Source organism: Lysobacter sp. TAB13 (assembly GCF_052113885.1).
GTDB lineage: Bacteria > Pseudomonadota > Gammaproteobacteria > Xanthomonadales > Xanthomonadaceae > Lysobacter > Lysobacter gummosus.
In genome coordinates, this window is the sequence record NZ_JBFRDR010000012.1 from 154,313 (window position 1) to 180,927 (window position 26,615).

Annotated in this window: 28 protein-coding genes, 1 tRNA gene and 1 riboswitch; of the genes, 14 read left to right on the forward strand and 15 right to left on the reverse strand. The window is 67.3% G+C overall.

The genetic code is table 11. The features are described from left to right. The first annotated feature begins 71 nt into the window (after nt 1-71). From AB4Y92_RS15840 to AB4Y92_RS15870, 7 genes are all read left to right on the forward strand, one after another. A complete protein-coding gene (locus AB4Y92_RS15840; protein ID WP_441820522.1) occupies nt 72-401 on the forward strand; it encodes a hypothetical protein in 330 nt (109 codons plus the stop codon). A 57-nt stretch (nt 402-458) separates the two neighbouring features. Further along, nucleotides 459-806: a gamma-glutamylcyclotransferase family protein gene (locus AB4Y92_RS15845; RefSeq protein ID WP_441820523.1), complete on the forward strand. Its 348-nt coding sequence runs from the start codon at nt 459-461 to the stop codon at nt 804-806. A 309-nt stretch (nt 807-1,115) separates the two neighbouring features. Beyond that, nucleotides 1,116-2,192: a serine hydrolase domain-containing protein gene (locus AB4Y92_RS15850; protein ID WP_441820563.1), complete on the forward strand. Its 1,077-nt coding sequence runs from the start codon at nt 1,116-1,118 to the stop codon at nt 2,190-2,192. Nucleotides 2,193-2,337: 145 nt separating this feature from the next. Beyond that, on the forward strand, nt 2,338-2,943 hold the full coding sequence (locus AB4Y92_RS15855) for a mechanosensitive ion channel domain-containing protein (protein WP_441820524.1): 606 nt from the start codon (nt 2,338-2,340) through the stop codon (nt 2,941-2,943). Nucleotides 2,944-3,183: 240 nt separating this feature from the next. Beyond that, the gene (locus AB4Y92_RS15860) at nt 3,184-5,067 is read left to right on the forward strand and encodes an MFS transporter (protein WP_441820525.1); all 1,884 of its coding nucleotides are present in this window, start codon (nt 3,184-3,186) and stop codon (nt 5,065-5,067) included. A gap of 96 nt (nt 5,068-5,163) precedes the next feature. Then, nucleotides 5,164-5,499, forward strand: coding sequence for a CD225/dispanin family protein (locus AB4Y92_RS15865; protein WP_441820526.1), 336 nt, complete (start codon nt 5,164-5,166; stop codon nt 5,497-5,499). Nucleotides 5,500-5,526: 27 nt separating this feature from the next. After that, nucleotides 5,527-5,952 carry a DUF2752 domain-containing protein gene (locus tag AB4Y92_RS15870; protein WP_441820527.1) on the forward strand — a complete coding sequence of 142 codons (426 nt, stop codon included), beginning with the start codon at nt 5,527-5,529 and terminating at the stop codon, nt 5,950-5,952. Nucleotides 5,953-6,006: 54 nt separating this feature from the next. Here the strand turns inward: AB4Y92_RS15870 and AB4Y92_RS15875 are convergent, their stop codons facing one another. From AB4Y92_RS15875 to AB4Y92_RS15915, 9 genes are all read right to left on the reverse strand, one after another. Further along, nucleotides 6,007-8,871, reverse strand: a complete 2,865-nt coding sequence (locus tag AB4Y92_RS15875; RefSeq protein WP_441820528.1) for a TonB-dependent receptor domain-containing protein — start codon at nt 8,869-8,871, stop codon at nt 6,007-6,009. Between the two features lie 94 nt (nt 8,872-8,965). Then, nucleotides 8,966-9,973, reverse strand: coding sequence for a FecR family protein (locus AB4Y92_RS15880; protein ID WP_441820529.1), 1,008 nt, complete (start codon nt 9,971-9,973; stop codon nt 8,966-8,968). After that, nucleotides 9,970-10,554, reverse strand: coding sequence for an RNA polymerase sigma factor (locus tag AB4Y92_RS15885; RefSeq protein ID WP_441820530.1), 585 nt, complete (start codon nt 10,552-10,554; stop codon nt 9,970-9,972). The genes AB4Y92_RS15880 and AB4Y92_RS15885 overlap by 4 nt, the downstream gene beginning before the upstream one ends. Before the next feature lie 570 nt (nt 10,555-11,124). Further along, on the reverse strand, nt 11,125-12,045 hold the full coding sequence (locus AB4Y92_RS15890) for a hypothetical protein (protein ID WP_441820531.1): 921 nt from the start codon (nt 12,043-12,045) through the stop codon (nt 11,125-11,127). A 280-nt stretch (nt 12,046-12,325) separates the two neighbouring features. Further along, complete coding sequence (nudC, locus tag AB4Y92_RS15895) at nt 12,326-13,300, reverse strand: NAD(+) diphosphatase (protein ID WP_441820532.1); 975 nt, start codon at nt 13,298-13,300, stop codon at nt 12,326-12,328. Further along, complete coding sequence (erpA, locus tag AB4Y92_RS15900; protein WP_057945245.1) at nt 13,297-13,671, reverse strand: iron-sulfur cluster insertion protein ErpA; 375 nt, start codon at nt 13,669-13,671, stop codon at nt 13,297-13,299. The genes nudC and erpA overlap by 4 nt, the downstream gene beginning before the upstream one ends. A gap of 145 nt (nt 13,672-13,816) precedes the next feature. Next, nucleotides 13,817-14,710 (reverse strand): DUF6776 family protein, encoded by an 894-nt coding sequence (locus AB4Y92_RS15905; protein WP_441820533.1) that lies wholly within the window; start codon nt 14,708-14,710, stop codon nt 13,817-13,819. A gap of 31 nt (nt 14,711-14,741) precedes the next feature. Continuing rightward, nucleotides 14,742-15,170, reverse strand: coding sequence for a bactofilin family protein (locus AB4Y92_RS15910; RefSeq protein WP_441820534.1), 429 nt, complete (start codon nt 15,168-15,170; stop codon nt 14,742-14,744). A 3-nt stretch (nt 15,171-15,173) separates the two neighbouring features. Further along, entirely contained in the window at nt 15,174-15,908 is a 735-nt protein-coding gene (locus AB4Y92_RS15915; protein ID WP_441820535.1) for a DUF6776 family protein, read from the reverse strand. 83 nt (nt 15,909-15,991) lie between these two features. On the opposite strand from AB4Y92_RS15915, the gene AB4Y92_RS15920 reads away from it, so the two are divergent. Then, complete coding sequence (locus AB4Y92_RS15920; RefSeq protein ID WP_441820536.1) at nt 15,992-16,582, forward strand: DUF4126 domain-containing protein; 591 nt, start codon at nt 15,992-15,994, stop codon at nt 16,580-16,582. A gap of 332 nt (nt 16,583-16,914) precedes the next feature. Here the strand turns inward: AB4Y92_RS15920 and bfr are convergent, their stop codons facing one another. From bfr to AB4Y92_RS15935, 3 genes are all read right to left on the reverse strand, one after another. Next, nucleotides 16,915-17,385 carry a bacterioferritin gene (bfr, locus tag AB4Y92_RS15925; RefSeq protein ID WP_441820537.1) on the reverse strand — a complete coding sequence of 157 codons (471 nt, stop codon included), beginning with the start codon at nt 17,383-17,385 and terminating at the stop codon, nt 16,915-16,917. Between the two features lie 224 nt (nt 17,386-17,609). Beyond that, nucleotides 17,610-17,813: a (2Fe-2S)-binding protein gene (locus tag AB4Y92_RS15930; protein ID WP_441820564.1), complete on the reverse strand. Its 204-nt coding sequence runs from the start codon at nt 17,811-17,813 to the stop codon at nt 17,610-17,612. 134 nt (nt 17,814-17,947) lie between these two features. Further along, complete coding sequence (locus AB4Y92_RS15935; RefSeq protein ID WP_057941596.1) at nt 17,948-18,568, reverse strand: RNA pyrophosphohydrolase; 621 nt, start codon at nt 18,566-18,568, stop codon at nt 17,948-17,950. Between the two features lie 124 nt (nt 18,569-18,692). On the opposite strand from AB4Y92_RS15935, the gene AB4Y92_RS15940 reads away from it, so the two are divergent. From AB4Y92_RS15940 to AB4Y92_RS15950, 3 genes are all read left to right on the forward strand, one after another. Next, nucleotides 18,693-18,769, forward strand: a tRNA-Met gene (locus tag AB4Y92_RS15940). A gap of 195 nt (nt 18,770-18,964) precedes the next feature. Next, nucleotides 18,965-19,318, forward strand: coding sequence for a 6-carboxytetrahydropterin synthase QueD (queD, locus tag AB4Y92_RS15945; RefSeq protein ID WP_441820565.1), 354 nt, complete (start codon nt 18,965-18,967; stop codon nt 19,316-19,318). 424 nt (nt 19,319-19,742) lie between these two features. After that, a complete protein-coding gene (locus AB4Y92_RS15950) occupies nt 19,743-20,153 on the forward strand; it encodes a phasin family protein (protein ID WP_441820538.1) in 411 nt (136 codons plus the stop codon). A gap of 103 nt (nt 20,154-20,256) precedes the next feature. Here the strand turns inward: AB4Y92_RS15950 and bioD are convergent, their stop codons facing one another. Further along, on the reverse strand, nt 20,257-20,943 hold the full coding sequence (gene bioD, locus AB4Y92_RS15955) for a dethiobiotin synthase (RefSeq protein WP_441820539.1): 687 nt from the start codon (nt 20,941-20,943) through the stop codon (nt 20,257-20,259). Between the two features lie 149 nt (nt 20,944-21,092). Here bioD and AB4Y92_RS15960 point away from each other — a divergent pair, with 149 nt between their 5' ends. The 3 genes from AB4Y92_RS15960 to btuB all read left to right on the forward strand — a co-directional run bounded on the left by AB4Y92_RS15960 (nt 21,093) and on the right by btuB (nt 24,492). Beyond that, nucleotides 21,093-21,575 carry a GAF domain-containing protein gene (locus tag AB4Y92_RS15960; RefSeq protein ID WP_057941593.1) on the forward strand — a complete coding sequence of 161 codons (483 nt, stop codon included), beginning with the start codon at nt 21,093-21,095 and terminating at the stop codon, nt 21,573-21,575. Continuing rightward, entirely contained in the window at nt 21,572-22,030 is a 459-nt protein-coding gene (locus AB4Y92_RS15965; protein ID WP_441820540.1) for a TfoX/Sxy family protein, read from the forward strand. Before AB4Y92_RS15960 ends, AB4Y92_RS15965 begins: the two co-directional genes overlap by 4 nt. Before the next feature lie 203 nt (nt 22,031-22,233). Further along, a riboswitch (cobalamin riboswitch) is annotated at nt 22,234-22,484 on the forward strand. A 133-nt stretch (nt 22,485-22,617) separates the two neighbouring features. After that, complete coding sequence (gene btuB / locus AB4Y92_RS15970) at nt 22,618-24,492, forward strand: TonB-dependent vitamin B12 receptor (protein WP_441820541.1); 1,875 nt, start codon at nt 22,618-22,620, stop codon at nt 24,490-24,492. Between the two features lie 73 nt (nt 24,493-24,565). On the opposite strand, the gene AB4Y92_RS15975 is transcribed toward btuB, so the two are convergent. Next, nucleotides 24,566-25,438 (reverse strand): hypothetical protein, encoded by an 873-nt coding sequence (locus AB4Y92_RS15975; protein ID WP_441820542.1) that lies wholly within the window; start codon nt 25,436-25,438, stop codon nt 24,566-24,568. 179 nt (nt 25,439-25,617) lie between these two features. Further along, entirely contained in the window at nt 25,618-26,562 is a 945-nt protein-coding gene (locus tag AB4Y92_RS15980) for a hypothetical protein (RefSeq protein ID WP_441820543.1), read from the reverse strand. Between the last annotated feature and the right edge of the window lie 53 nt (nt 26,563-26,615).

Consider the following 26,615-nt stretch of genomic DNA (forward strand, 5'->3'; position numbering starts at 1 on the left):
CCATCGTCCCGGCCTTCGCCGGCCGGCATAATTCCGGCATCGGACGGCAATCGATTGCACGGAGGCGGCGGATGATTCTTTGGGGCGCCAGCAAGCAGGTACTGGACTTCGACCTGTCGGAACGCGAGTACTGCCAGCAATGCCGGCAGGACCAGGATTTCGGACTTCGCCTCAAGTACGAACACGGCCACTTCTACCATCTGTTCGGCTGGGTGATGTCGAAGCAGTATCAGCTGGTCTGCCCTGATTGCACGCACGGCTGGGTGGTCAATCCGCGCGCCGCCGAGGCGCTGATCGGCCGCAATCCGATCCCGTTCTATCAACGCCACGGTTGGCTGGTTATGCTGGCTCTCGCCGCGATCATCGGCGTGGCCGCGCTCGCGCATCAACCCGCCGGCTGACGATTTCCACATCGCTCAAGCGGCCGGACTCAGGCATCGGCTCCCTCGGTAACGACCATGACGCAACGACTCTTCGTTTACGGAACACTCGCCCCCGGCAAGCCCAACGCGCATGTGCTCGCGCAGGTGCCGGGCACCTGGGCGCCCGCCTTCGTGCGCGGCACGCTGCATCAGGAAGGCTGGGGCGCGGCCGCCGGCTATCCGGGCATCGTCCTGGATGCGCTGGGCGAGGAAGTCCAGGGGCTGGTTTTCAGCTCGGACGCGCTGCCCGAGCATTGGCCGCGCCTGGATGAGTTCGAGGGCGAGGGCTACGAGCGCGTGCTCACCTCGGCCACGCTGCGCGACGGCGCGGTGGTGGAGGCTTACGTGTACCAACTGAGCGGCCGTTCGCGCGATGGCGGCTAGAAGCCGACTCACTGGCTGATTCGATTCGCCGGTAAGCGGACGATCCAGTGACGTACTGCGATCACTTCGCTGTATCGCCGACGCGTTGCGATTCCTTCCGCCGTCGGCAACCCACGCCCTCGCTACCGCACGCAGTGCGGTGATTCGCCGAGGACGGCTATAAACCCTCAGGCCCGACGACGCATCCGATAGCCGTCCCGTGGAAGCGACCTCGCGGGCGCAGCGGCCGTCATCCTTCGCATCTTCGGCGAGTCCACCTTGGGGAACCTCATGTTGTCCGCAAAGCACCGTGTCACCACGATCATCGCCATCGCGCTGTTTTCGCTGCCCCGCCTCGCCCTCGCCGCGAGCGGCCTGGACGAAGCGAACGAGCAAGCCCGGCGATTGATCCAGCAAACGATGAAGGAGCTGCGCATACCCGGCCTGCAGATCGCCGTGGTCAAGGACGATCGCGTGGTGCTGTCGCAAAGCTACGGTTTGGCCAACGTCGAAAATCACAAGCCGGTCAATCAAGCCACGTTGTTCCCCATCAACTCGGCGACCAAATCGTTTACCGGCGTGGCCATGATGCAGTTGGTCGAAGCCGGACAGGTGGAGCTGGATGCGCCCATCTCCCGCTACCTGGACGACTTGCCGCAGGCCTGGGCAGGTATCCGCGTGCGTCAGCTGCTGGCGCATACCTCGGGGTTGCCCGACATCGTCGATGAAAACGGACTGGTGGGCGGCGGCTCGGAGGCCGATGCATGGAAAGCGGTGAAGCAGCGCCCGATGGAGGCGGCCATCGGCGAGCGGTTCGCCTATAACCAGGCCAACTACGCCTTGTTGGCGCAAATCATCGCCAAGCAGACGAAGATGCCGTACGAGCGTTTTCTCGCCCAGCGCCAGTTCGCCGCGGCGGGCATGCGGTCGTCCACCTTCGGCGACAGCTACGACCTCGTCGCCGATGCGGCCACGATGTACAGCTACTTCCCGCGGAAAACCGATGCGCAAGGCGACGCCGAGCGCTTGTCGCACTGGTTCTACGACATGCCCCGCGGGCTTTGGGCCGGGGGCGGCATCCAGACCACGGCCGATGAAGTGGCCGGTTGGCTGATCGCGTTGTCGAAGGGCAGGCTGATCAGCACGCCCCATGTTCGCGGCATGTGGACGCCGGAAAAACTCAACAGCGGCGCCGACGGCAGTTGGGCCGCTGGATGGCCGGTGCTGCAATCCTCGCCGCATCGGCAGGTGGCCGGCATCGGCGGCGCGCGCGCCGCGTTCGTGGTCTATCCCGACGACGGGCTGGCCATCGTCGTGTTGACCAATCTGGTCGGGGCGAATCCGGAGCGCTTCATTCCCAAGATCGCCGCGCTCTATCAGCCGCTGCAAGGCGAGCGCCCGCACTGAATCCGGCTGCGGCGTCGGAGCCGGTGCGCAGTCGCGCACGGCTCCGGCACCGACTACCGAACTACCGCCCCCTCAGGCACGGCGCCCTAACTCCCGCCTTCTTACACTGTCGGGCCCTATCCGCAGCCATGAGGCGACCCACACCATGTCCCCCACCATCGCCCAAGCCGCCTACATCGCCGCGAAACTGGGCGAAGCGCTGGCGATCCTCGTCGCGGCATGGCTGCTGACCACCCTGTTGCGGCATCTGCTGCGCCGGCTGTCCACGCGCTACGAGCTGGCGCCGGCGTTCGCCATCGGCGTGCGCCGGGTGCTGAGCACGGTGATCTACATCACCGCGCTGTTGCTGTTTCTCAATCGGATGGGGATCTCCGGTTCGGTGGTGTGGACGACCTTGACCGGGTTCGTCGCGGTGGGCGCGGTGGCGTTCTTCGCGGCGTGGAGCGTGTTGTCGAATATTTTCTGCGCGCTGTTGATTCTGACGACGCGGCCGTTCCGGCTGTACGACTACATCGAAGTGCTGGAAGGCGGCGACAAGCCGGGGCTGCGCGGGCGGGTGGTGGATATCAACTTCATCTTCACCACCTTGCAGGAGAGCCATGCCAACGGCGACGACACGGTGCTGCAGGTGCCCAACAGCCAGTTCTTCCAGCGCAGTACGCGGCGGTGGCGGCAGGAGCCGGAGTGGAGCCGGATTGCGCATGCGAAGGCGGCGGAGGGGGCGGATTGGCGGGATGCTGCGGCTCGGTGAGGGAAGCAAGAGCAAATCCCCCCTGCCCCCCTTTTTCAAAGGGGGGAACAGCAAAGGCGGGAACGTGGGGGTGTGGACGGCGGCGGGCGGGTCTAGGCGCACGCAATGCCGGGGCTACTTTTGCGCTACCCGCCCGAAGCCGCTACACCCCGCGATACCGGGTTTGCTAGGCTCCCCACGCGAATCCTTCGCGCGAGCCGCACATCGATGTGCGGACCAGATCCGACAAAGCAGGACGGCATGGCGCACAACCAGTTCGCGTTGCTCACCCAACGGCGGTTCCTGCCGTTCTTCCTGACCCAGGCCTTCGGCGCCTTCAACGACAATGTCTACCGGCAGGCCATCATCGGGCTGCTGTTCTATCTGGGCGTGGACGACGCGCAGCGCACGCTCTACACCAACCTCGCGCCGGCCTTGTTCATCCTGCCGTATTTCCTGTTCTCGGCCACCGCCGGGCAGATCGCGGAGAAGCTGGAAAAGCACAAGCTGATCCGGATCACGACCTCGATGGAGATCGCGATCATGAGCCTGGCCGCGGTCGGGTTCCTGACCCAGAGCATGACGATCCTGCTGATCGCGCTGTTCTGCACCGGCCTGCAATCGACCCTGTTCGGGCCGGTCAAGTATTCGATCCTGCCCTCGGTACTCAAGCCGGAGGAACTCACCGGCGGCAACGGCTTGGTCGAGATGGGAACCTCCATCGCGATCCTCACCGGCATGATCTTCGGCGGCCTGATCTTCACCCTCGCCGGCGCGCACGGGCCGGTGGTCGCGGCCACCGCGATCATCGCGTTGGCGGTCACCGGCAACCTCGTCAGTCGCCTGATTCCGCGCGCCGACGCCGGCGAGCCGGATTTGAAGATCAACTGGAACCCGATCCCCGAGTCGGTGAAGATCATGCGCATGACCCGGCGCCAGCCGGCGGTGCGCAATTCGGTGCTGGGCGTGTCGTGGTTCTGGTTCGTCGGCACGGTGCTGACCTCGCAGCTGCCGGGTTATGCGTTGACCAATCTCGGCGGCGACCCGACCTTGTACATCTTCGCGTTGGCGCTGTTCTCGATCGGCACCGGCGTGGGCTCGATGCTGTGCGAGCGGCTGTCGGCGCGCACGGTCGAAATCGGCCTGGTGCCGCTGGGCGCGTTCGGCATCAGCGCTTTCATGATCGATCTGTATTTCGCCCGCACCGGCGCGGCGACCGCGACCGGCCTGAACGTCTCCGCCTTCGTCCACAGCGCCGGCTCGTGGCGGATCATGATCGACCTGGTCGGCATCGGCATGTTCGCGGGTTTCTTCGTGGTGCCGCTGTTCGCGTTGATCCAGAACCGCTCGCCGAAGAACGAGCTGTCGCGCGTGATCGCCGGCATGAACATCCAGAATGCGGCCTTCATCGTGTTGGCGGCGGTGCTGGGCGTGGTCGTGCAGCGCTTCTTCCACTGGACCATTCCGCAGGTGTTCCTGGCCCTGGCGATCGCCAATGCGATCGTGGCCATCTACATCTTCACCCTCGTGCCCGAATTCCTGATGCGCTTCCTGAGCTGGGTGCTGGTGCGCGCCCTGTACCGGTTGCGCGTGTCGGGCACCGAGCGCATTCCCGACGAGGGCGCGGGGCTGATCGTTTGCAACCACGTCAGCTACATGGACCCGCTGATCCTCAGCGCGAGCATCTCGCGGCCGATGCGCTTCGTGATGTATTACAAGATCTTCAACATTCCGGTGATGAGCTGGATCTTCCGTACCGCCAAGGCGATTCCGATCGCCAGCGCGAAGGAAGATCCCGAAGTCATGCGGCGCGCGTTCGAGGAAATCGAAGCCGCGCTCGCCGACGGCCAGCTGGTCGGCATCTTCCCGGAGGGCGCGCTGACCAAGGACGGCGAGATCGCGCCGTTCAAGACGGGCGTGGAGCGGGTGCTGGCGAAGAACCCGGTGCCGGTGATCCCGATGGCCTTGCGCGGCATGTGGTCCAGCATGTGGAGCAAGCGCGACTCGCGCCTGGCGCGCATGCGCGTGCCGCGGCGGTTCCGCGCCCAGGTCGAGGTGATCGCCGATGCGCCGCGCGACGGCGCCGAGGCCACCGCGCAGTCGCTGGAGGCGCAGGTGCGCGCGTTGCGTGGCGATCAGGCCTGATCGCCGCACGCGCGGCGTGCCGCCGCCGCGGAGCGCTGCTAGGATGCCCGCGAGCGGACGCCGTCGGCGTCCGGCCATCGCCCTGGGAAGGACACCATGAATCAGCCCGTCACCGCCGCCGCCTCGCCGTATCCGAACTACCTGCCGTGGTCGATCACCCTGACCGTGCTGGGCGCGTGTTTCTGCTGCCTGATCGGCGCCGCGCCGGGCATCGTCGCGCTGGTGTTCGGCAATCAGGTCAACAGCAAGTACGCCGCCGGCGACGAAGACGGCGCGCGGCGCGCGTCGGAGACCACGAAGATCTGGTGCTGGGTCGGCACCGGGCTGGTCGCGCTGGGCCTGATCTGGACGATCCTGTCGTTCTTCATCAACGGCATGTCGATGATGTCCGACGAGTTCCTGCAGGAACTGCAGAAGGCGCAGTCGCGCTGAGGCGCGCCGCCCGGCGAACCCATCGATATGGACCGCAGCGCCCGTCAGCGCCATCTCACTCTCGCCGTCACCGCGACCGCGGCCACCGCGGCGGCGGCAGTCGGGGTGTGGGTGCTGCGGCATGTCGATCCCAATGCCGCCGGCAGCCCATTGCCGGGCTGCATGTTCTATCACCTCACCGGTCTGTACTGCCCCGGTTGCGGCATGACCCGCGCGCTGCACGCGCTGGCGCACGGCGATCTGGCGCAGATGATGGCAATGAATCCGCTGCTGGGCCTGTTGATCCCGGCGCTGCCGCTGCTGGTGTTGCAGGGCCTGGGCTATCGCCTGCCGCTGCCGCGGCGCGTGCTGGCGGTCCTGGGCAACGGCAAGGCGTGGCTGGGATTGCTGGCCGCGTTCTGGGTACTGCGCAATCTGCCGTGGCCGCCGTTTTCGTGGCTCGCGCCGGGTTGACGGCGCAGCAGGTTCCGAGCCGCCGCTACGCGGCCCGACGATCTACCCGATGACTTAAAAGCGGTACACCGCGCTGATCAGGTAATAGCGTCCGACCGGATCGTCATCGACGATGCTGTAGCCGCCGAGATTGTAATCGTAGTTGACCGGCCGGCGATCGTTGAGGTTGCTGATGTTCAAACCGATCAGCCATTTGTCGAAGCCGCCGTAGGCCAGATCCAATCCGAGCAGGGTCGCGCTGGGTGTGCGGCAGCGCGCGGGGATGTCGTCGATGACCGGGCAGGCCACGCCCGGCCGCGTCACTATGACTTTGGCATGGCCCATGTAGCGCAGGTTGAGCGTGGCGATCCAGTCGCGATAGGTCCAGCGCACGCTGCCCAGCACGGTGCGGTTGGGCGTGCCGAAACCGGCGTAATCCAGTTCTTGTTCGGCCGGATGCGGACGGCGCAGCAGGCGATCCATGTAGTGGCCGTTGAGACGAAACGCAAAATTGCCCCAGTCCTGGGTCTGGCGGCGGTATTCGGTATCGATTTCCCAACCGCGCACTTCGGTGCTGCCGATGTTGTCCAGATAGGTTTCGACGGCGGTCAGATTGCCTTCTTCGTCGCGCACCAAGGCCTCGGGAAACAGGTCCGGGCGGCCGGTGGCGTTGATCGCGAGAATTTCATTCCTGCGGCGGATGCGGTAACGGTTGAGCGTGGCGGTGAAGCTTTCGCTCGGCGTCCAGATCAGGCCCAGGCTGCGGCTGGTGGAGGTTTCCGGGCGCAGATCGGGATTGATGGTGGCGCGTTGTTCGACCACGCACGCGATCTCGTAGTCGTACAGGCATGGACGGGTGCTGGCGTCGGCCCTTACCGCGGCCAGCGTATCGACCAACAAGGGCCGACGCAGCTCGGCCAGGGTCGGCGCACGGTAGCCTTCGCCAAAGGAGCCGCGCAGGATCAGCGACTTCCACGGCTGCCAGCGCACACCGAACATCGGCGAGACCTGATTGCCGTAACCGCTGTTGCGATCGACGCGCCAGGCGACGTCGGCCCACAGCTTGTCGTGCAGCGGCACGTTGACCTCGGCATAAACCGCGGAGGTGTTGCGGCTGGCGTTGCGGTCGTCGAGTTGTTGCGCCAACGCGATGTCGCCCTGCTTGAACGAGTTATCGGGCCGGTTGCGCAGATGCTCGTGGCGCGCTTCGAAGCCGGCGGCGATCTGCACGTCGCCGGCCGGCAACGCGAACAACGGCCCCTCGATGCTGCCGGATAACGTATCGAGCACCACTTCGCCACCCAGCGTCGTCTGCGGCGACAGATCGGCGAGCACTTCCGGCGAGTTCTCGTCGGCTTTGTTGAAGTGATAGCTTTTGGTGGTGATCGCGGTTTCCGCCGCAGGCAGATTGATCAGTCCGTCGATGCGGTTGACTACTTTGTTGCTGCGCCGCGAGAAGCTCACGTCCCATTCCCACTTGCCGCGGTAGCCCTTGATGCCGGCGGTGTAGTCGCGCGTGCTGGTCACCGTGCGGTTGCGCACCGGACCGACATCGGAAAACCAATAGTTCAAATCCAGATTCGGATTGGGTTTATACGCATCTGGATGATCATTCGGCAGGCTGACCCCTGCGAAGAACGGGGCGTTCTGCATTTCCAGACCCACCCGGGTCGCGCGCACGTCGGCGTAGAGCTCGGTGTCCTCGCCGATGGGCTGGCGCCAATACGCATACAGCGCATTGCTGGTGATGCCCGGTTGCAGGCTGACGTATTGCGGAACATCCAGACTGCAACGATCCTTGACCTTATCCCCCGGCGGGCCATCGAGCGAATCGCAGCCTTCGATGGGAGCCACTACTTCGTAGGGATCGCGATAACCGAAACCCGAGCGGAAGCGACGATCTGCCAGGCCATTGCTGCTCTGATCGAGCGTGCTCCACTCGCGCTGGCTGCCGATCAGCGGATTGCGGGTGAAGTGGTCGATGCTGACGAATATGCTGCCGCCGCCGGGCGTTTGCTCGCCGAAGCTGGCGTACTCGCGCTGCTGCTCGGCGTCGCCGCGCTGGGACACGCCGTAGCTGCCGCCGACTTCGGCGCCGCGGTAATCCTTCTTGAGGATGATGTTGACCACGCCGGCCATGGCGTCGGCGCCGTAGATGGCCGAGGCGCCGCCGTGCGCGATCTCGATGTGATCGACCATGCTCAGCGGAATGCCGTTGAGATCGGTCAGCGCGCCCATGTCGGTGGACACCAGGCCGTAGTTGGCCATGCGCCGGCCGTCGACCAGGAACAAGGTCGCGCGCGGCCCTAGCGAATACAGGCTGGCCGAGGCTGCCGCCGCCGACGGCACCTGGCTGGCGCCGCCTTCGGTTGCGACATTGCGCGGGTGGTGGCCGGTCATGCCCGGGGTCAGCCGCAGCAGATCGAACAGGGTCTGGTGGCCGCTGGCGCGGATCTGTTCGTTGGTGATCAGGGTCAGCGGCAGCGAGCTTTCGAACGCGGCACGTCCGATACGTGTTCCTGTCACATGGACTGTGTCTAATTCCGTCGTAGTCGGTGCCTTGGGCAATGCCTGGGGCTTCTGAACGAACGGCTGCGGCACCGGCTTGGGCCGCGGACGCGGCGCCGGCTGCAGCAAGTAGACATTGGCTTTTACGGCCACTGCGGTGAGGCCGGTGCCGTCCAGCAACTGGGCCAGGCCCTCGCGGATGCCGGGCCGGCCCTTCAGGCCCGCGCTGCGCCGCCGCGCCACCAGGGCCGGGGCGTAGATCAGCTGCAAACGGTTACGGGACGCGAACGCGTTCAGCGCGTCGTCCAACGCGCCGGGAGGGATGTTGTAGCCATCGGCTGGAATATCGCCTTGGGGGGGCTGCAAAGCCCCGGCAACAGGCGAGAACGTCAGCGCGACGGAAACGATGAACGCATACGCAATCTTGGCCATCCACCAACCGCATCGATCGGGCTACAGCTGAACCGGTACGCCCCCTGTCTGTAGGCGCAGTCCAACCATAGCATCGCTACGGCGCACAGGGGACTCAACCGGACTTGCGATGCAATACGATTTCGTCGTCGGCGCGCTGTTCGGACTGCAACGACCAGCCCTGCTCCAGGGCCTCCAGCAACGCGGCCTGGTCGCCGATGTGGAACACGCCGCTGACGGTGATCTTGCCCAGGGCCGGATCGGCCAGGCGCAGCTTGGTCGCCGAGTAGCGGTTCATCTCGATGAGCAACGCGTCCAGGCGCCGGTTCTTGAACACCAGATCGCCGGTCGGCCAGGCCTGCGCGGCGCTGAGGTCCAGCGGTTCGGGCGGGCTCATGCGGCCGCTGTGGTCGTAGCTGAGCTGCTGACCGGGCTTGAGCGTGCTGTCGGCCTGGGCGACGCCGTTGGAGACGATCACCTCGCCTTCCAGCAAACCGACGTTGACCGTGCTGTCGGTCTTGATGACCTGGAAGGTGGTGCCGATGTCGCGGATCAGGCCGTTGCCGGCCTTGACCGAGAACGGACGCGCGGCGTCGGCGGCGACCTGGAACTGCACGCGGCCGCGATCGACCTCGACCTCGCGGCGCTCGTCGCTGAAGCGCGCGAGGATGACCGAGTCGGTGTCGAGCATCACCTGGGTGCCGTCGGCCAGACGCAGCGAACGCTGCTCGCCGACCGCGGTGAGGAAGCGATCCTCGCTGGCCGGCGCCGGCGTGCGCAACCAGTTGACGCCGACCGCGGTCGCGACCAATAAGGAAGCGGCCATCGCCGCCGGCATCCACCAGCGCGAGCGCGCGCTTTCGCGGCCGGTCGCGCGCCAGGCGATGCGCGCGGCGGCCTGCAGCATTTCGTCGCTGGCCAGTTGCGCCGCGGCCTGGTGCGCGCGCTCGGCGGCGACGTAGGCGGTGACGTGCTCGGGCGCGGCGTCGAGCCAGCGGTCGAACTCGGCGCGATCTTGCGCGGTGCATTCGGGCGAATCCAGCCGCGCCACCCACGCTTCCGCGCGGCCGTCTGCGGGATCGGCTGTCGGGGTCGTCGTCGATGTGGGCAGTGTAGTAGTCATTGTTCTTGCAAGCTCTCGTAGCCGCTTTCCTTCATGCGCACGCGCAACAACGCGAGCGCCCGGCCTATATTCTTCTCCACCGCCTTTACAGAAATACCGCAGTGTCGTGCGATCTGCGTGTAACTCATTCCGTTGACGCGGTTGAGCAGGTAAATCTGCCGGCTGCGCATCGGCAATTGCATGATCGCCGCGCGCACCAGCGCCAGTTCCTGCTCGGTCGCCACGCGCTGATCGTGGCTGGGTTCTTGCGAGGGCAGCGCGTGGTAATCCTCATCCAGACTCACGTGCTCGGGCGCATGCCGGGTTTTCTGCCGCCGGCCGCGATCGTTGAGCGCGTTGATCGCGATGCGGTACATCAGGATCTTCAACGCGTCGGCCGGCTGGTCGCGATAACGCAGCATGCGCATCATCGTTTCCTGCGCGATGTCCTGCGCGTCCTCGTGCGAGGCGGCGGACTTGCGCAAAAACGCGATCAGCGGCTCGCGGTGATCGCGCAGGAAGCCGACGAAATGATCGTCTTCCTGCCGCGTCGTCGCGGGCTGATTCGCCGCCGATGAATCCTGGCCCACGTCCACCTTCACCCATGCCCTGGTTACCTGCTTCGATACTAGCCCAGCCGCAACGGGCGGGTGAACGAAGCTCAGGTCGTCTTGCGCAGTAACGCCGGGCGCAAAACCCGTGGAGCCGGGATCGGTCTGACTCAGACCGACCAGAAGCTGGGACGTGAAGCGATTCACCAATCCGAATCCTCCGCTAGCGTGATGAAGCGCGCATCCGATGAGTGATGTTTACTCCGCACACGAGGCCCGGTCTTGATCGCCGGGCTCTCGTGCGCGGGGTAAAGCGTCGCCTCATCGCCGCCGCGCCGTCTGGCTGCTGCCGCGATCGCGCTGACCAACGCGCGAATCAGGTTCCGTGAAAGCCGCCGCGCAAGAGTGTGTCCAGCCCCCTCGGCAGGACCGTCGTCCGGCGCCGGGGTGGCCGGCGGCGAACGACAATGCGGCACGCGGTTTACGCGGAACCTGTACGTCTAAACGCAGTGCAGACGAGCCCCCCTACCCCGACCGTGCGCTTGCGTTCGGTTTCCGCTCAGGCGGTCGCATTCCGGGGATGCGCGGTATCTCAGCGGCGCGGGGCCGCCGCGCGGGGGTTCAGGCGACGAAGCCGGCGATCACGAACAAGGCCAGCACCGCCAGCCAGACCAGCAGGCTGCGCCAGACCAGGCTCATCGCGTCGCGCAGTTCGGGCACTTCGCCGGTAGTCATCAGCGCCACGCCCTGCGCGGGGGCGGCGACGCCGGATTCGTCCACATAGTCGGCCGCTTCCTCGGCCAGCTCGCATTTGACGCTGGCGCGGGCGACCGCGCCGAGGAAGCGGTTGTCCAGGCTGAAACGCGCGCCGCCGGCTTCGCGCCAGGCGCCGAGCACGGTGTCGAAATTGCCGACCAGGGCCAGCGCCAGGGTCAGCAGCTGCGCCACCGGCCAGTCCAGCAGCGCCAGCAAGGTGCGCGCGCCGCCCAGGGTGTCGCCGGACAATTGCTTGGAGGCCTCGCCCTCGGCGGCCAGCGCAACCAGCCGATAGCCCAACGCGCCGACCGGGCCGAGCAGCAGAAACCAGAACAGCACGCCGAACCAGCGCCGCAGCGCGCTGCGAAACACCGCCTCGACCAGCGAGCCGCCGTCGAGCAAGGGCGTGGCGCCCTCCGGCCAGAGGCGGGTGGCGGCTTCGCGGCGCGAGACGCCGTCGCGTGCCGAGGCCAGCGCTTCCACGTCCAGGTCCAGATCGCGCGGGCCCCAGGCGTAGAACAGGATGAAGATGCCGAACACCAGGCCGCCGAGCCCGATCAGGGGTTCATCGAGCGCCAGTTGGAACAGGCCGACCGCCAGCAGCGGCGGCACCAGCGCGATCAGCAGGCCCCAGCGTCCGCGCCAGAAGCTGCCTTCGGGAAAGCGGCTGTCGATCCAGCGCAGCCAGTCGCCGTACCAGCCGTAATGACGCACCGACGCGGCCAGGGACTGCGCGAGATGGCCGAGCACGAGTGCGACGACGGCGGCGATCAGCGTGACGGACATCGGGGCGACGCTCCTGGCGAGGCGAAGAAAAGCATGAACTGGCCGGATTCTAGCGCGACCGCGTGCAGGCGCGGTCGCGAGCCTTCGAGGTCTTTTGTAGGAGGGGCTTTAGCCCCGATGCTTTTCGATCCGATCGCTTCGATGGTTCGCGGCTGCCGATCGAAAGGCATCGGGGCTAAAGCCCCTTCCACAAAAGACTCCGAGCCTGCGCGGGAGCGATTCGATACTCAGCAGAATGGAACGCTCGCAGCCGACGCAACCCCGCACGCCCATGCGTGATTCAACGCCCCGCGCGCGCCTGCGCGGCCACGCGCCAGTGTTCGATCAGCCAGCGCGAGATGGAAATGCTCGGCGACAGCAGCGGGCCGTCGTCGTCGCCCGGCTCGGCCGTGGCGGCGCGTTCGCCGCGCGCGGAAGCGGCATCGATTTCGTCCAGGGTGAACCAGCGCGCTTCTTCGAGCTCATCGCCGGTCTTGGGTTCGTCGGGCTCGGCTTCGGCGGCGAAGCCCAGCATCAACGCGCTCGGGAACGGCCACGGCTGCGAGCCCAGATAACGGCAACTGCGCACGCGCACGCCGGTTTCCTCCAGCACTTCGCGCGCGACCGTCTGCTCCAGCGATTCGCCGGGTTCGACGAAACCGGCGATCACCGAATAACGCCGCGCCGGCCAACCGGTCTGGCGGCCGAGCAGCAGGCGTTCGCCGTCGCTGACCGCGACGATCACCGCCGGGTCCGTGCGCGGGTAATGTTCAGTGCCGCACTGCCCGCAACGCCCCTGCCAACCGGCGCGCGCGGAGGCGACTTCGCCGCCGCACACGCCGCAATGGCGATGGCGGCTGCGCCAATGCTGCAGCGCGCGCGCCTGGGCGAACACGCTGGCCTGCAGCAAAGGCCAGTGCCCGGCCGCGCTGCGCAGATCGACCCGGCGCGGCGCATCGAAGGCGACCAGATCGGCGTCGATGGAGAACCAGGCCTGCCCGTCCGCGGCCAGGCCGAGAAACGCCGCCGCGCCCACGCCGCCGGGACCGTCGCTGAGTTCGTGGCCGAGCGGCGCGCGCAGGCTGCCGTCGTCGTCGGCCAGCGCGTTGCCGGAATTGTCGAGCACGATCACCCGCGCCCGCGGCCACAGCTCGGACAAGGCTTCGGGTTGATCGCGAAGATGGTCGGCGCGATCCAGCGCCGCCTGCCACGCGGCATCGCCCTCGACGAAGGCGAACGGCCGGCCGGTCGCGGAAGCGGCTTGCGCGGTAGTCACACGCCGAACGAGGAGCCGCAGCCGCAGGTGGTCTTCGCGTTCGGATTGCGGATCACGAACTGCGAGCCGTGCAGGCTTTCGGTGTAATCGACTTCCGAGCCCATCAGGTATTGCAGGCTCAGCGGATCGACCAGCAGGGTCACGCCGTCGGTCTGCACGGCCAGATCGTCCTCGCCCTGCTGCTCGTCGAATTCGAAACCGTACTGGAAGCCCGAACAGCCGCCGCCCTGGATGTAGACGCGCAGCTTGAGCGCATCGTTGCCTTCCTCGGCGATCAGCTCGCGCACCTTGCTGGCGGCCGACGAGGTGAATTGCAACGGCCGATCCAGGGACTGGTAGCCCGGCGCGGCATTGAGCGTGGTGATTTCCATATTGAAAGGATAAGGCCGCCGCGCCCGCATTCAAGCGCGCCAGGCGAACACTGCGATTGGCTGGTGCGGTCCGATGGCGCGTCTGGGCGTCCGATCGGAGCGATATCGCCGGCCGCGGCGCCCGGATCGGGCCTGTCTTGCGGCCTCAGCCGCCCGGATTGGCCGCGGGCGCCGGGGCGAGGGTGTCGCGGGTCGCCTCGGCCCAGCTGAAGGATTGTTCGACCGCCGCGCCCGATTGCGGGGTCAACCGCACCGTCACCCGGACCGGAGTAAGGCCGGCGGGGACGAATACGTCGCCCTCGACCTGTTCGAAGTACTTGAACGAATACGCCGCGCCCGGCGCATCGGGCTGCTGGCGCAGGTCGGCCCAGGCGAGCTTTTCGAGCTTGCCGGCGCGGGTGCCTTCCAGCGCCAGGGTCAGGCGCCCGGCGCTGACCGCGCCGCGGTTGAGGTTCTGGGTCAGGGTGGTGGTGAAGTGCCAGGCCGAGGGCGCGCCGTCCTGCGACTGCATCTTCAGGGTGTGCACGGTGAGGCCGCGGCGCTGGCCGGTGGCGCCGACCAGCCGCTCGTAGAAGGCCACGTCGGCGCGCAGGCCGGCGATTTCCTCATCGCGCTCGGCCAGGGCGCTTTGCAGATCGCGATTGGCCTGGCGGCTGATGGCGTCGGAACGGCCCAGGGTGGCCACGCGCTGCCGCAGTTGCTCCAGGTCGGCCTGCATCTGCCGCGGGCTCAGGCTGGACGCCTCCGGACCGGGCGGCGGCGGCGCGTCCTGGGTTTCGCTGAGCGAGCGCCACAGCCCCCAGGCGCCGAAGCCCAGGGCGGCCGCCAACAGCACGGCGGCGGGAATGCGCCAGCGATGGTGACCCGCATCGCCCGCGCCGGACGGCGGCGGGCCGGACGACGGCGGAACCGTCGCCCCGGCGGGAGCGCTGTCGTGGCCGAGGGCCGGATCGGCCGCGGCAGTCGCCGGCCGCTGCGTCGCGGGACGGTCGGCCGGGGTTCCGGGAGACGGCGCGGACTGTGAGGTTTCGTCGCTCATCCGCACCGTCTGGGGGCTGGGGCGGCAGCCCTCAATCCATGCGGGCGTCCGCGGTAATCAGCGCTTCAGGCGCCGGCAGCGCGGCCGCCGGCGATTCGGCGTGGATCAGGCGTCCGGTGAGCATCGACCCGGCCGTCATCTCGACCACCTTGTAGTGCACATTACCTTGAACGCGCGCCTTGGCGGCGAGTTCGATCCGCTCGCTGGCATACACGTCGCCGTCGAGCTGGCCGTTGATGATTACCACCGGGGCGCGCACCTCGCCCTCGATGACGCCGTTCTCGGCCAGGGTCAGGCTGGCCGGCTGCCCGTCCAGGGCCACCAGCTTGCCGATCACGCGGCCTTCGATATACAGCCCGCCGCTGAAATGCAGGTCGCCGCGAATCACCACCTGCGGGCCGATCATGGTGTCGACCTGGCCTTCGCGCAGTTGGGTCGGTTTACTGTTGGTCTTGAACATCGCTTAAGTTTCCCCGGTTACGGTGACGCCGCTCTTCCAGGCGAAATGCTGCTCGATCGCGGCGTTTTCCCCGTGCAGCGAGATGCGCACGCGTTGCGGGGTGAAGCCGGCCGGCAGCATCACGCTGCCGTCGAGTTGCTGGAAGTAGCGGAAGGAATAGTCCTGGGCGGGCGCCTTGGACTTCTGGTGCAGTTCGTCCCAGCCGATCGCGGCCAGCTTGCCGCCGCGAACCCCTTCGACCTGGAACTGCAGCCCCCCGCTGCTGACCGCTCCGCGGTTGAGATTCTGAGTCAGGACGATCTGGTAACGCCAGGTGCCGCCGGTCTCGGGCTTGAACTCCACCGAGTGCACGTTCAGACCCTTGGCCGGCGCGGTCGCGCCGACCAGGCGTTCGTAGAAAGCCACGTCGGCGCGCAGATCGGAGATTTCCTCCTCGCGCTGGGCCAGCGAGTTCTGCACCTGCTTGTTGGCCGCCCGGCTGATCTGGTCGGAGCGCTGCAGGTTGGCTTCGCGTTGTTCCAGTTGTTCCAGCGCCTTGGAGCGGACCCGCAGCTCGCGCTTGGTCTGGTCGAGCTCGGCGCTGAGCTTGGGCAGCTTGGGCGCGGCCAGCGACTGCGACCACAGCCAGGCCGCGACCAGCGACAGCGCCCACGCCACGCCGACGGCGGACCAGATATAAGGGCGCTTGTCCGGCTGCTGCTGGACGATGACGAAACGCGGCGGCGGGGTCTTGCTCATGCGGACGGGATCATGCGGACAACGACGGCTCACACCGCCGGCTTTACCTATACTCAACCCTAAATCTTAACGGGAACGCCACGATGTCCGATGCGCACCTGTTCGCAGTTGGCGTAGTTCTGGCCTGGCTGTCGGGGGTCCGGGTCTATCTGACCGTCTTCGGGGTCGGCATCGCCGGCGCCCTGGGCTGGCTGGAGTTGCCGCAGGCGCTGCAGGCGACCCAGTCGCCGTGGGTGCTGGGCGTGTGCGGCCTGCTGACCGTGGGCGAGTTCTTCGCCGACAAGATTCCCGGCGTGGACTCGGGCTGGGACTTGCTGCACACCCTGCTGCGCGTGCCGGTCGGCGCGTTTCTGGCGGCCGCGACCATGTCGCCCGACGGCCACCTGGGCGCCGGCGCCCTGGCCGCCGGCGCGGGCGTGGCGCTGACCAGCCACGTGCTGAAGTCCGGCACCCGCGCTCTGCTCAACACTTCGCCGGAACCGGTCAGCAACTGGACCGCGTCGGTGGCCGAGGACACCGCGGTGGTCGGCGGGCTGGCGCTGGTGTTCGCCTATCCCTGGGTCACGCTGGGCATCGTGGTGCTGATCAGCGTGCTGGTCGCGGCGGCGCTGTGGTGGATCTGGCGCAAGCTGTTCCGGCGCAAGCCCAAGGCCGGGGTCGCGGCGTCGGGGTGAGAACCTTTTTTGGGTCTGCTGCGATCTGAGCCGAGAGCATCGGGGCTCAAGCCCCTCCCACAAGAGCCAGCATCGCATCGAAATCTTTTGTAGGAGGGGCTTCAGCCCCGATGCCTTTCGGCCAGCGACATCGAATCTTCCAGCCAATCCAAAAACAAAAAGCCGCCGGCTCAGCGCCGACGGCTTTTTGTTTGATGACAGCACGAAACTCTCGATGACCCGAGTACGGCGTTGGCTTGCTGGCTTCGGTGTGAACGTCGCTGGCTGGCTGAACCGCGGAACCGCGAGGAAGCGGCGAACATCGCGCTCGCCGGCTTCTCAATGCTTCGAACTCATTCCTCGATCTTGGTCAGCAGATAGTTCTGCTCGCCCAGGCGCTCGATCAGCGCGAGCTGGGTTTCGATCCAGTCGACGTGCTCTTCTTCCGAATCCAGGATGTCCGCGAACAGCTTGCGGCTGACGTAGTCGCTGACGGCCTCGCAGTACTTGATCGCTTCGCGCAGCAGCGGAATCGCTTCGAGTTCCAGCGCCAGATCGCAGGCCAGCAGCTCGCGCGGATTCTCACCGATGCGCAGCTTGCCCAGGGCCTGGAAGTTCGGCAGACCGTCGAGGAACAAGATGCGGTCCGACAACTTGTCGGCGTGCTTCATCTCGTCGATCGACTCGTGGTACTCGTGCTCGGCCAGTTCCTTCAGCCCCCAGTTCTTCAGCATCTTGGCGTGCAGGAAGTACTGGTTGATCGCGGTCAGCTCATTGAAGAGCGCCTTGTTGAGGAATTCGATGACCTTGGGGTCGCCTTTCATGGCCGGGCTCCGACGTTGCAATGGCCGGCACTGTAGTCCTTTCGAAAAAGCCATGACGAAACGCGAATCGTGCGCAAAGGGAGTCGAGAATCAGTGTCGTCGGCGCATGTCCGGGTTATGCGACCAACGGCAGCGTTCGCAGGCGCACATGCGAAAACCGCCCTGAAGCGGGCGGTCGGAAGGCACTTCTTAAGTAGTGAAGCGGCCGGATGGGTCGCGGCCGCTCAGGCGGCTTGCTGCATGACCGTCAGCGGAAGTTCGCGCACGTTGCGCGCCTGCTCCAGCAGCGAGCTGGCAAGCTCCAGGCAACTGCCGCAATTGGCGCCGACGCCGGTACGCATGGTCAGCTCCGGCACGCTGCGGCAACCGGCCTCGGCGGCCTGGCGGATATCGCGGTCGGTGACTCCATTGCAGATGCACACGTACACGGGCGGGGTCTTCGGCATGCAGCCGGCTGGCTGCGCGACTATTCCGCCACGGATGCGAATGATTGTCAATTAACGCCAACCCAACCCGTGCCGGCGTTCAAGGGAACTCCGCCCGGGAGGGCCGGCGGCCGGCCTCAGCCGCTGGATTCGGAGCCGCCGCCGCGCACCGGATTGCCCGGCCCGCAAGGCCGCGCCCGCGGCCGCTGGTGGGCCCGGCCGGCGAACTGGCCGTCGCAGGCCCGCGCATTGGGATCGGGCGCCGGCACCGCCTGGGGGCCGGCGACATGGCGGGCGAACGGGGCCAGATGGCGCAGCGCGCTGGCGTACACGCCGCGCTTGAAGATGACGACGTGCTCGACCGGGTACCAGAAATCGACCCAGCGCCAGTTATCGAATTCAGGTTTGTCGGTCAGGTCCAGGCACAGATCGGATTCCTGCCCGGTCAACCGCAGCAGGAACCACACCTGTTTCTGGCCGATGCATACGAGGCGGTCGTTGCGCCGCACCGCCCGGCGCGGCAGGCGGTAACGCAGCCAGCCGGGAGTCGCGCCCAAGACTTCGACATGCTGCGGCAGCAGGCCGGTTTCTTCGCGCAGCTCGCGATACATCGCCTCGAGTGGCGTCTCGTCGGTGTTCATCCCGCCTTGCGGGAACTGCCAGCCGTCGCGATGCACACGACGCGCCCAGAACAGGCGGCCGTCCGGGTGCATCAGCACGATGCCGACATTAGGCCTATAGCCGTCCGGATCGATCACGATGCGGACTCCAAATTCACTGTGTCCGACTCTGCCACGGGGTGAGGCAGACGACAAGTCGGGCAAAGCGCGCCGGAAGGATTGACAACCCGGCCCCGGACATGAAGAATTCGCGGTTCCCCGTGGCTATGTAGCTCAGCCGGTTAGAGCACAGCACTCATAATGCTGGGGTCGGTGGTTCGAGTCCACCCATAGCCACCATAAGACAACGCGCCGCAACACCCGGGCCCGCCAGCGCAGCGGGCTTTTTCGTATGCGGCCCGCGGAGCACACTGGCGCAGCGAACGGCCGGAACGAATCCGGACGCGCGCGCCACACGCATCGCCCGATCACCCACGCGCCGACCGCTTTCCGGCCAGCGCCCGCACCGCTCCACCGGTTGCCTCCATGACTGCCATCGACATCTTCAAGGTCTTCACTCTCGAAGCCGCCCACCGCCTGCCGAACGTGCCCGAGGGGCATAAGTGCGCGCGCCTGCACGGCCATTCGTTCCGGATCGAAGTGCACCTGCACGGCGAACTGGGCGAGCACAGCGGCTGGGTGATGGACTATGCCGACGTCAAAAAGGCCTTCCAGCCGATCTACGACCGGCTCGATCACCATTACTTGAACGACATCGAGGGTCTGGAAAATCCGACCAGCGAACGGCTCGCGGTGTGGGTGTGGGATCAGCTCAAGCCGGTCCTGCCGCTGCTGAGCGAAATCGTCGTGCACGAAACCTGCACCGCCGGCTGCCGTTACCGCGGCTGATCCGGACCGGCGCGCGGGCCTGAGCCTCGCGTCCATGCCAATACGCTTCCCGCACGCCGCGCCCTTGCGCGGCGTGCGTGTTTTCGGCGCGCGGATTTCAGCGATCGCGGCCACAACGCCCGACAACGGGCTGCCGCCACCGCGCCGGCCGCCGGGCCGCCGTCATCCGCCCGCCCCGCCTTTGACACACGCCGCCGCCAAGCTCCTCGGACCGCCCGCGAGCGGCAAATTCGCGCGCACTCCGGCGCCCCTCGGGCGCTTTGCCGCAGCAGGCCACTGAGCCGCAACTTGCTGAATAGGCAGGATTTCTGAACGGCTTACGACCGCTCGTCGGCTCCATGTTGCATCGCAACAAATCCAGGCATATGCTGCACCGCACAATCCAGTCGTTCTTCGTCTGGACCTTCCCCTCAGGAGCTCAGCCATGTACCAGCAATTCAACGAACAGTTCGCCGCCGCTACGCGCCAGTTCGCGGACACGGCCGCTCAGGTCAACCGCCTGGCCCTCGACAACGCCGAGGCCGTGTTCGGTCTGCAGATCGCCGCGATCGAAGAGCGCGTCAACGCGACCTTCGCCTTCTTCGGTGAAGCCGCCGAAGCGCGCGATGCCGAAGCCTTCAAGACCCTGTGGCCGAAGGGCGTGCAGATCGCTCGCGAAAACGTCGAGCGCGCTGTCAGCACCGGTCAGGAAGCTTTCGGCCGCACGCTGAAGGCCAACGAAGCCATCGCCGAACTCGCCAAGTCGCAGATCGAAACCGCCGCCAAGGCCACCCAGGCCAACGTCGAGAAGGCCGCTAAGGCCGCGACCAAGGCGACCGCCGCTCCGGCGAAGTAATCGCAACGTCTCTCTCTCCGGCGGGTAACGCGGATACACGAAACCCGGCAGCGCAGGCTGCCGGGTTTTTTGTTGTCCGCGCCGCCGCGGCGATGGCCGTGAATTACACCTGCGGCCGCAGCGATTCCGCCAGCCGCGCCGGATCGGGACGCTGCGAATAAGGCACGCGGCCCCAGCACGGCACCGGCATGCGCCGGCGCAGGATTTCGAAGTTCTCGTCCATGCGCGCCATCTGCGGATCGATGTCGTTGGCGATCCAGCCGATGAAACGCGCGCCGTCGGCGGCGATCGCGCGCGCGCTCAGGCGGGCGTGGTTGATCGCGCCCAGGCGCAATCCGACCACCAACACCACCGGCAGATCCAGCGCGCGCACCAGATCGATCTGGTCGAGCCGGGCATCGATCGGCGCGGCCCAACCGCCGACGCCTTCCACCACCATCACGTCGGCTTGCGCCCGCAGGCGCGCGTATGCGGCGAGGATCGGCTCCAGGCCGATCTCGATGCCGGCTTCGGCCGCGGCGATCTCCGGCGCCAGCGCCAGCGGCAGCGCGTACGGGTTGACGTCCTCGTAGCGCGGCGTGGGATCGCTGGCGGCCTGCAACAGCAGCGCGTCTTCGTTGCGCCAGCCTTGCGCGCCCGGCTCGCAGCCGCTCGCCACCGGCTTCATGCCGATCGCGCGCGCGCCGAGCGCGCGGATCGCATGCAGCAATGAGGCGCTGACGACGGATTTGCCCACGCCGGTGTCGGTGCCGGTGACGAACAGGCCGGGGAGATAAGCTCGCGGAGGCATCGGGATTCGGGTCCGAAAAGTCGCTGGAGGACGATATGACGGCGGATTGCCGCGCGGAACAGTCTGGCGCTTGTGACTGACCTCGCGCTTTTCCGGCACTGCCGGCTGGCCATGGTAGTCGTGGCGAGCACCACTGCTACACTCCGAAGATGTATACAGCCTCAGCACTTTCGGGCGGAAAGCCCGAGCAGTACGCGCAATTGGTCGAGCAGGCGCGTGCGCTGCTCGACGGTGAGCGCGACCGCGTCGCCAACGCCGCCAACCTGTCGGCCCTGGTCAACCAGTCTCTGCCGCAGCTCAACTGGGTCGGTTTCTATTTCTACGACGGCCGCGAACTGGTGGTCGGCCCGTTCCAGGGCCTGCCCGCCTGCGTGCGCATTCCGCTCGACAAGGGCGTGTGCGGCGCGGCCGCGTCCAGCCGCCAGACCCAGCGCGTCGCCGACGTGCACGACTTCCCCGGCCACATCGCCTGCGACGCGGCCTCGCGTTCGGAAGTGGTGGTGCCGTTGCTGCGGGGCGAGGAGCTGATCGGTGTGTTCGATCTGGACAGCCCGGTGCCGGAACGCTTCGACGCCGACGATCAGGCCGGGCTGGAAGCGCTGGCGCGGGTCTACCTGGAGTCGCTGGCATGACCGCCGCCCCCAAGATGCGCAACATCGGCCCCAAGAGCGCGGCCTGGCTGCGTCAGGTCGGGCTGCGCACGCACGAGGACATCGCCGCCATCGGCACCGTCGAAGCCTTCATGCGGGTCAAGCGCGCCGGCTTCAAACCGACCTTGAACCTGCTGTACGCCATCGAAGGCGCGCTGCTGGACTGCCACTGGCAGGAGATCAGCGAAGAACGCCGCCAGGAGCTGATCCTGGCCGCTGAAGCTGCGACCGCGCTGCTGCCGGCGCCGCGCAACAAGCCGGCGGCCGCGCCGGTGCATACGACGATGCATGCGCAGGAAGAGCGGTTCGATGAGCCGACCGCGTTCGGCGGTGGTCGCGATGACGACGACAACGATCGAGACGACGGCAACGACCGCGACGGTCCGTCGGACGACGACGGGCATGATTCGCACGACGCGGACGATCGCAACGACTGATCCGGGTCGGTCGCGGGTTCGCGGCGCGGCAGGTTGGGCCGCGCGCCCTCATCCGCCCCTTCGGGGCACCTTCTCCCGCAAGCGGTAGAAGGGCTCTGCATTCGACTGAGCAATTCGCCGTTAACGCCCCTCGCCCGCTTGCGGCAGAGGGGCCGGGGTGAGGGCAGCCCCGCCACTCAGGCGCCCCGCCCCTACATCGCGTACACTGCGCCCCGCTTCGAGGTGACCCCACGGCTGCTGCCGCCGGGGTTGAAACGGGAAGCCGGTGACGCGCTCAGGTCCGGTCGGACGATCCGACCCGCCCCGCCCATTCCGGCACTGCCCCCGCAACGGTAAGCAAGTCAGGTCGCGGCCACCGCCACTGTGCACAGGCACGGGAAGGCGCCGCGTCCGGGAGTCGATCGCATCGGCTCCGCTTGCGAGTCCGGAGACCGGCCTCGGTGCGCCACAGGTTGCGATGCGGAGGGCATTGCGGCGGCTGCAGCGCCTTTGCGCGCTCGTTTCGCTGCCCGCACGTCCCTTCCCCGCCGCCGCCCATCAGCCGTTGTCGCCACGCGCTGGATCGCGCGTGCGTTGGAGTCATACACATGCGTTGCCTGAATCTGTCCCTCGCCATTGCCTGCGCCCTGCCGGCCACCGCTCTCGCCGCGCCCGCCGGCGGCGCCACCGATCTCGATGAGGTCGTGGTCACCGCCAACCGCACCGCGGTCAGCGTCAACGACCTGCTGACCCCGGTCGAGGTGCTGGACCGCGCCGACATCGAACGCAGCCAGGCGCGCGATCTCAACGATCTGCTGCGCGGCCGCGCCGGCATCACCATCGCCAACCAGGGCGGCGCCGGCAAGCTGACCACGCTGTTCCTGCGCGGCAGCGAATCCGACCACGTGCTGGTGCTGGTGGACGGCATCCGCATCGGCTCGCCGACCTCGGGCCTGGCCGCGCTGCAGGATCTGCCGCTGGAACTGATCGACCGCATCGAAATCGTGCGCGGCCCGCGTTCGAGCCTGTACGGCGCCGACGCCATCGGCGGCGTGATCCAGGTGTTCACCCGCCGCGAGCAGCAAGGCTTCGCCCCGCGCGTGCACGTCGGCGGCGGCAGCAACGGCACCATCGAATACGGCAGCGGCTTCGGCGGACGCGGCGGACGCGGCTGGTTCGGCGCCGACTACAGTTTCCGCAAGACCCAGGGCATCAACGCCTGCCGCGGCGCCGGCTTCCCGGTGTTCGCCGGCTGCTTCACCGACGAGCCCGATCGCGACGGCTACGAGAGCCACGCGCTGTCGCTTCGCGGCGGCGTCGAGATCAACGAGCAGTGGAGCATCGAAGGCCAGGCGCTGCGCGCGGAAGGCCAGAACGAGTACGACGGCAGCTTCGGCAATTATTCCGAGACGGTGCAGCAAGTGATCGGCGGCAAGGTCGATTGGCGTCCCTCCGAATCGGTGCACGTGCAGTTGACCGCCGGCCGCAACGTCGACGCCTCGGAAAATTACCTGGTCGGCGGCCTCGTCGGCCCGGCCAACACCACCTCGCGCGCGCGCGTCGGCCACTTCGATACCGATCGCGACAGCGCGACCTTGCAGGCCGACTTCACCCTCGCCGAAGGCCACTTGCTGACCGCCGGTTTCGATTGGCTGCGCGACCGCGTCGACAGCGACACCTCCTACGACGAGACCGATCGCGACAACAAGGCCGGCTTCGTCCAGTACCAGGGCCGTTTCGGCAACCAGTCCTTCGAAGCCAGCGTGCGCCGCGACGATAACGAGCAGTTCGGCGGCCATACCACCGGCGGCGCCGCGTGGGGCCTGAACTTCGCCGAGAGCTGGCGCGTGACCGTGGGTTACGGCACCGCGTTCAAGGCGCCGACTTTCAACGAGCTGTACTTCCCGTTCTTCGGCAACGCCAATCTGAAGCCGGAAGAGTCCAAGACCTGGGAAATCGGCCTTGCCTACCGCGGCGACGGCTTCAACGCGCGCATCGACGGTTTCGATACCCGCGTCGATCAGCTGATCACCTTCGATTCGGCGATCAACCTGCCGAACAACATCGAACGCGCGCGCATGCGCGGCGCCGAGATCGGTATCGACACGACCTTCGCCGACTGGACCCTGGCGGCGAGCGCGAGCTATCTGGACACCGAGAACCGCGTCGGCTTCTTCCGCGGCAACGACCTGCCGCGCCGCGCCAAGCACAGCGCGCGCATCGATCTGGATCGCGCCTTCGGCAAGTTCCGCATCGGCGCGACCGCGGTGGGTTACGGCTCGCGTTACGACGACGTCGCCAACAGCGTGCGCGTCGGCGGCTACGGCACCATGGACCTGCGCGCCGAGTACGCGATCAGCGATTCGCTGAGCCTGCAGGCGCGCGTGGCCAACGTGTTCGACCGCGAGTACGAGACCGTGTCGTACTACAACCAGCCCGGCCGCGAGTGGTTCCTGACCCTGCGTTACGCGCCCAAGCCCTGATAGTTGCGCCGATCGCTACGCGCGATGGTTCGAAACGAAGCCCGGCATCGCCGGGCTTCGTTTTTTGGCGCGGTCAATCGAACACGCTGCACGTCAGCTCGGATTCGAAATCCCCGATCCAGTGCGGCAACGGTTTGGGAATCCGCGCCTCGCCCATCTCGCGCGCCCAGCCGCGCAGGCGCGCGAGCTCCGGCGAGCGCCACACCGCGACGCCGTAGGGACTCGAACACACCCGATGCTCCGGATGCGTACTGCGCAATTCCGCGTTCGCGCCCCAACCGGTCGCCGCGGCCGCGCTATGCAGTTCGTGCAAATCCTGCGCGCCGGATTTCGCCGCATGCTCCAGCGCCAGCACCAGCTCGACCGGATCGGGATAGAACGGCGACAAACTGCTCGCACGCAATTCATCGTCGCCGGCCCAATGCAGGGCCGCGTCGAGCATCTGCGTGGCTTCGCGCACGCCGGGCAGATGCGACATGCCGATCGCAGCGAGGAAGCCGAGGACGTTCGCGGTGGCGGTGCAATCGACCATATCGAAAGCCGCGCCTTCGCGGCTCCAGGTCGAGAACGTGCCGACGCGCAGCCACGGCGGGCGCAGCGCGGGAAAGCGCGCGATACGCCGCCGCGCGATGGTCATGCAGGCGGTGCGGCGCGCATCGTCCAGGCCAATGCGCCCGGCATGCAGCAATTCCAGCGCCATGATCGCGGTGTCGTCGACATCGTCGGGCAACACCGGCGCCCAGTCGGGTTGCGCATCTTCGGGCCAGAAACGGAAACCGCCGCGGGCGGATCGGCACGCCTGCAGGGTATCGAGCATCGCGCCCGGCACGGGCAACCCGTGGCGACGCAGCGCGCGCACGCCCAATGCGGTCACGAAACCGTTGCGGTCGCGGCGTTGTTGCCCGCCCTGGCCGACCTGGCTTTCGATCAGATAGGCGCTGCGCATGTAATCGACTGCGCCGGACCCGATCGCGATGTCCTGTTCGCACGCGGCAACGTCGAAGCGCGCGCTGCGCTCGCGACCGGACCCGCGGTGCGGACTCGCGTCATTGGCTTTGTTCACGCCACGCATGGTGATCGCTCCATCGATCGAAGGCTCCCGCATTGCGCACCCGCTCGCCCGCTTCACGTCGGCCGCAAACCGCATTGCACCCAGGTGTTGCCGGCGATGTCCGCACCGACGCCGACCATACCGTGACGCCAGCGGCCGTCCGCGGGACCGGCGGCCAGGGCCTCGTACACCTGCGCCGACAGCCCTTCGCCGAGCCCGCGCATGCACGCGGCCACTTGCGCGTCGTCGCGGAAAATCGCCTTGGCGAAGGTGAACCAGGTCAGCGCGCGCACTTGCCCGTCGGCGGACAAGGCCAGGCTGACGCCCGAGGGGCGCGGCAGATCGTTCGCCGACACCACCTGCGCCACGCGCCGCATCATCGGCCCGGCATCGCCGAGGGTGGCTTGCGCCAACATCCGCAGCGCGGCCAGATCGAGTTCGCTGGCGCGCGCATAGCATTCCACGCTGCCGTCGGGATTGACCCCGCACATGCGCCAGAACATCAACGCCGAATCGAACAGCGCCTGGCGCTTGCGCCATGCCGGCGGCAGGCGCCCGTCGGGCAGATCGACGTAGAGCTTGGTCGCCAGACCCTCGCCATGGCGCGCCGAAGCCCAGGCGCCGAACTTCAGCCGGGTGCCGCGCTGATGCTCGAACCACGGCGCCAGATCGCCCTGCCAATCCAGCGATTGCGCGGCGATCGCCAGCCGCTGGTTTTCATCGACTTCGGGCGCGGCGACTTCCGCGGTCCAGCGCACCGCGGCCTCGCGCGAGGTCCAGGCGAACTCCACCGGCAGGCCGGTGTTGGTGAGGCGGCTGAAACTCCAGGCGACCTCGGGCCAGCACGAGTCGTGCAGCGGCGCGAGCGCGCCTGCGAGCATCGCCTGCGCCGCATCGGCCTGCGTAGGCAGCACCGCGCGCAGGCGTTGCAAGGTGGCGGCGACGGGCGCGGCCAACAGCGCTGCGTCCTTCGCCGGCGATGGACTCGCGCCCATCGCCGCATCCGCATCGTGGTTCATCGGCTGTCTCGCGTCGCGCCGTGGTTGGCCGCTGGTGGCGATGGTCGCGTTCA

Excerpts from the sequence above, each read along its gene's own strand:
- AB4Y92_RS15840 (WP_441820522.1), top strand. The coding sequence starts at position 72 with ATGATTCTTTGGGGCGCCAGCAAGCAGGTACTGGACTTCGACCTGTCG.
- AB4Y92_RS15845 (WP_441820523.1), top strand. The coding sequence starts at position 459 with ATGACGCAACGACTCTTCGTTTACGGAACACTCGCCCCCGGCAAGCCC.
- AB4Y92_RS15855 (WP_441820524.1), top strand. The coding sequence starts at position 2,338 with ATGTCCCCCACCATCGCCCAAGCCGCCTACATCGCCGCGAAACTGGGC.
- AB4Y92_RS15860 (WP_441820525.1), top strand. The coding sequence starts at position 3,184 with ATGGCGCACAACCAGTTCGCGTTGCTCACCCAACGGCGGTTCCTGCCG.
- AB4Y92_RS15865 (WP_441820526.1), top strand. The coding sequence starts at position 5,164 with ATGAATCAGCCCGTCACCGCCGCCGCCTCGCCGTATCCGAACTACCTG.
- AB4Y92_RS15870 (WP_441820527.1), top strand. The coding sequence starts at position 5,527 with ATGGACCGCAGCGCCCGTCAGCGCCATCTCACTCTCGCCGTCACCGCG.
- AB4Y92_RS15875 (WP_441820528.1), bottom strand. The coding sequence starts at position 8,871 with ATGGCCAAGATTGCGTATGCGTTCATCGTTTCCGTCGCGCTGACGTTC.
- AB4Y92_RS15880 (WP_441820529.1), bottom strand. The coding sequence starts at position 9,973 with ATGACTACTACACTGCCCACATCGACGACGACCCCGACAGCCGATCCC.
- AB4Y92_RS15890 (WP_441820531.1), bottom strand. The coding sequence starts at position 12,045 with ATGTCCGTCACGCTGATCGCCGCCGTCGTCGCACTCGTGCTCGGCCAT.
- erpA (WP_057945245.1), bottom strand. The coding sequence starts at position 13,671 with ATGGAAATCACCACGCTCAATGCCGCGCCGGGCTACCAGTCCCTGGAT.
- AB4Y92_RS15905 (WP_441820533.1), bottom strand. The coding sequence starts at position 14,710 with ATGAGCGACGAAACCTCACAGTCCGCGCCGTCTCCCGGAACCCCGGCC.
- AB4Y92_RS15910 (WP_441820534.1), bottom strand. The coding sequence starts at position 15,170 with ATGTTCAAGACCAACAGTAAACCGACCCAACTGCGCGAAGGCCAGGTC.
- AB4Y92_RS15915 (WP_441820535.1), bottom strand. The coding sequence starts at position 15,908 with ATGAGCAAGACCCCGCCGCCGCGTTTCGTCATCGTCCAGCAGCAGCCG.
- AB4Y92_RS15920 (WP_441820536.1), top strand. The coding sequence starts at position 15,992 with ATGTCCGATGCGCACCTGTTCGCAGTTGGCGTAGTTCTGGCCTGGCTG.
- bfr (WP_441820537.1), bottom strand. The coding sequence starts at position 17,385 with ATGAAAGGCGACCCCAAGGTCATCGAATTCCTCAACAAGGCGCTCTTC.
- AB4Y92_RS15950 (WP_441820538.1), top strand. The coding sequence starts at position 19,743 with ATGTACCAGCAATTCAACGAACAGTTCGCCGCCGCTACGCGCCAGTTC.
- bioD (WP_441820539.1), bottom strand. The coding sequence starts at position 20,943 with ATGCCTCCGCGAGCTTATCTCCCCGGCCTGTTCGTCACCGGCACCGAC.
- AB4Y92_RS15960 (WP_057941593.1), top strand. The coding sequence starts at position 21,093 with ATGTATACAGCCTCAGCACTTTCGGGCGGAAAGCCCGAGCAGTACGCG.
- AB4Y92_RS15965 (WP_441820540.1), top strand. The coding sequence starts at position 21,572 with ATGACCGCCGCCCCCAAGATGCGCAACATCGGCCCCAAGAGCGCGGCC.
- btuB (WP_441820541.1), top strand. The coding sequence starts at position 22,618 with ATGCGTTGCCTGAATCTGTCCCTCGCCATTGCCTGCGCCCTGCCGGCC.
- AB4Y92_RS15975 (WP_441820542.1), bottom strand. The coding sequence starts at position 25,438 with ATGCGCAGCGCCTATCTGATCGAAAGCCAGGTCGGCCAGGGCGGGCAA.
- AB4Y92_RS15980 (WP_441820543.1), bottom strand. The coding sequence starts at position 26,562 with ATGAACCACGATGCGGATGCGGCGATGGGCGCGAGTCCATCGCCGGCG.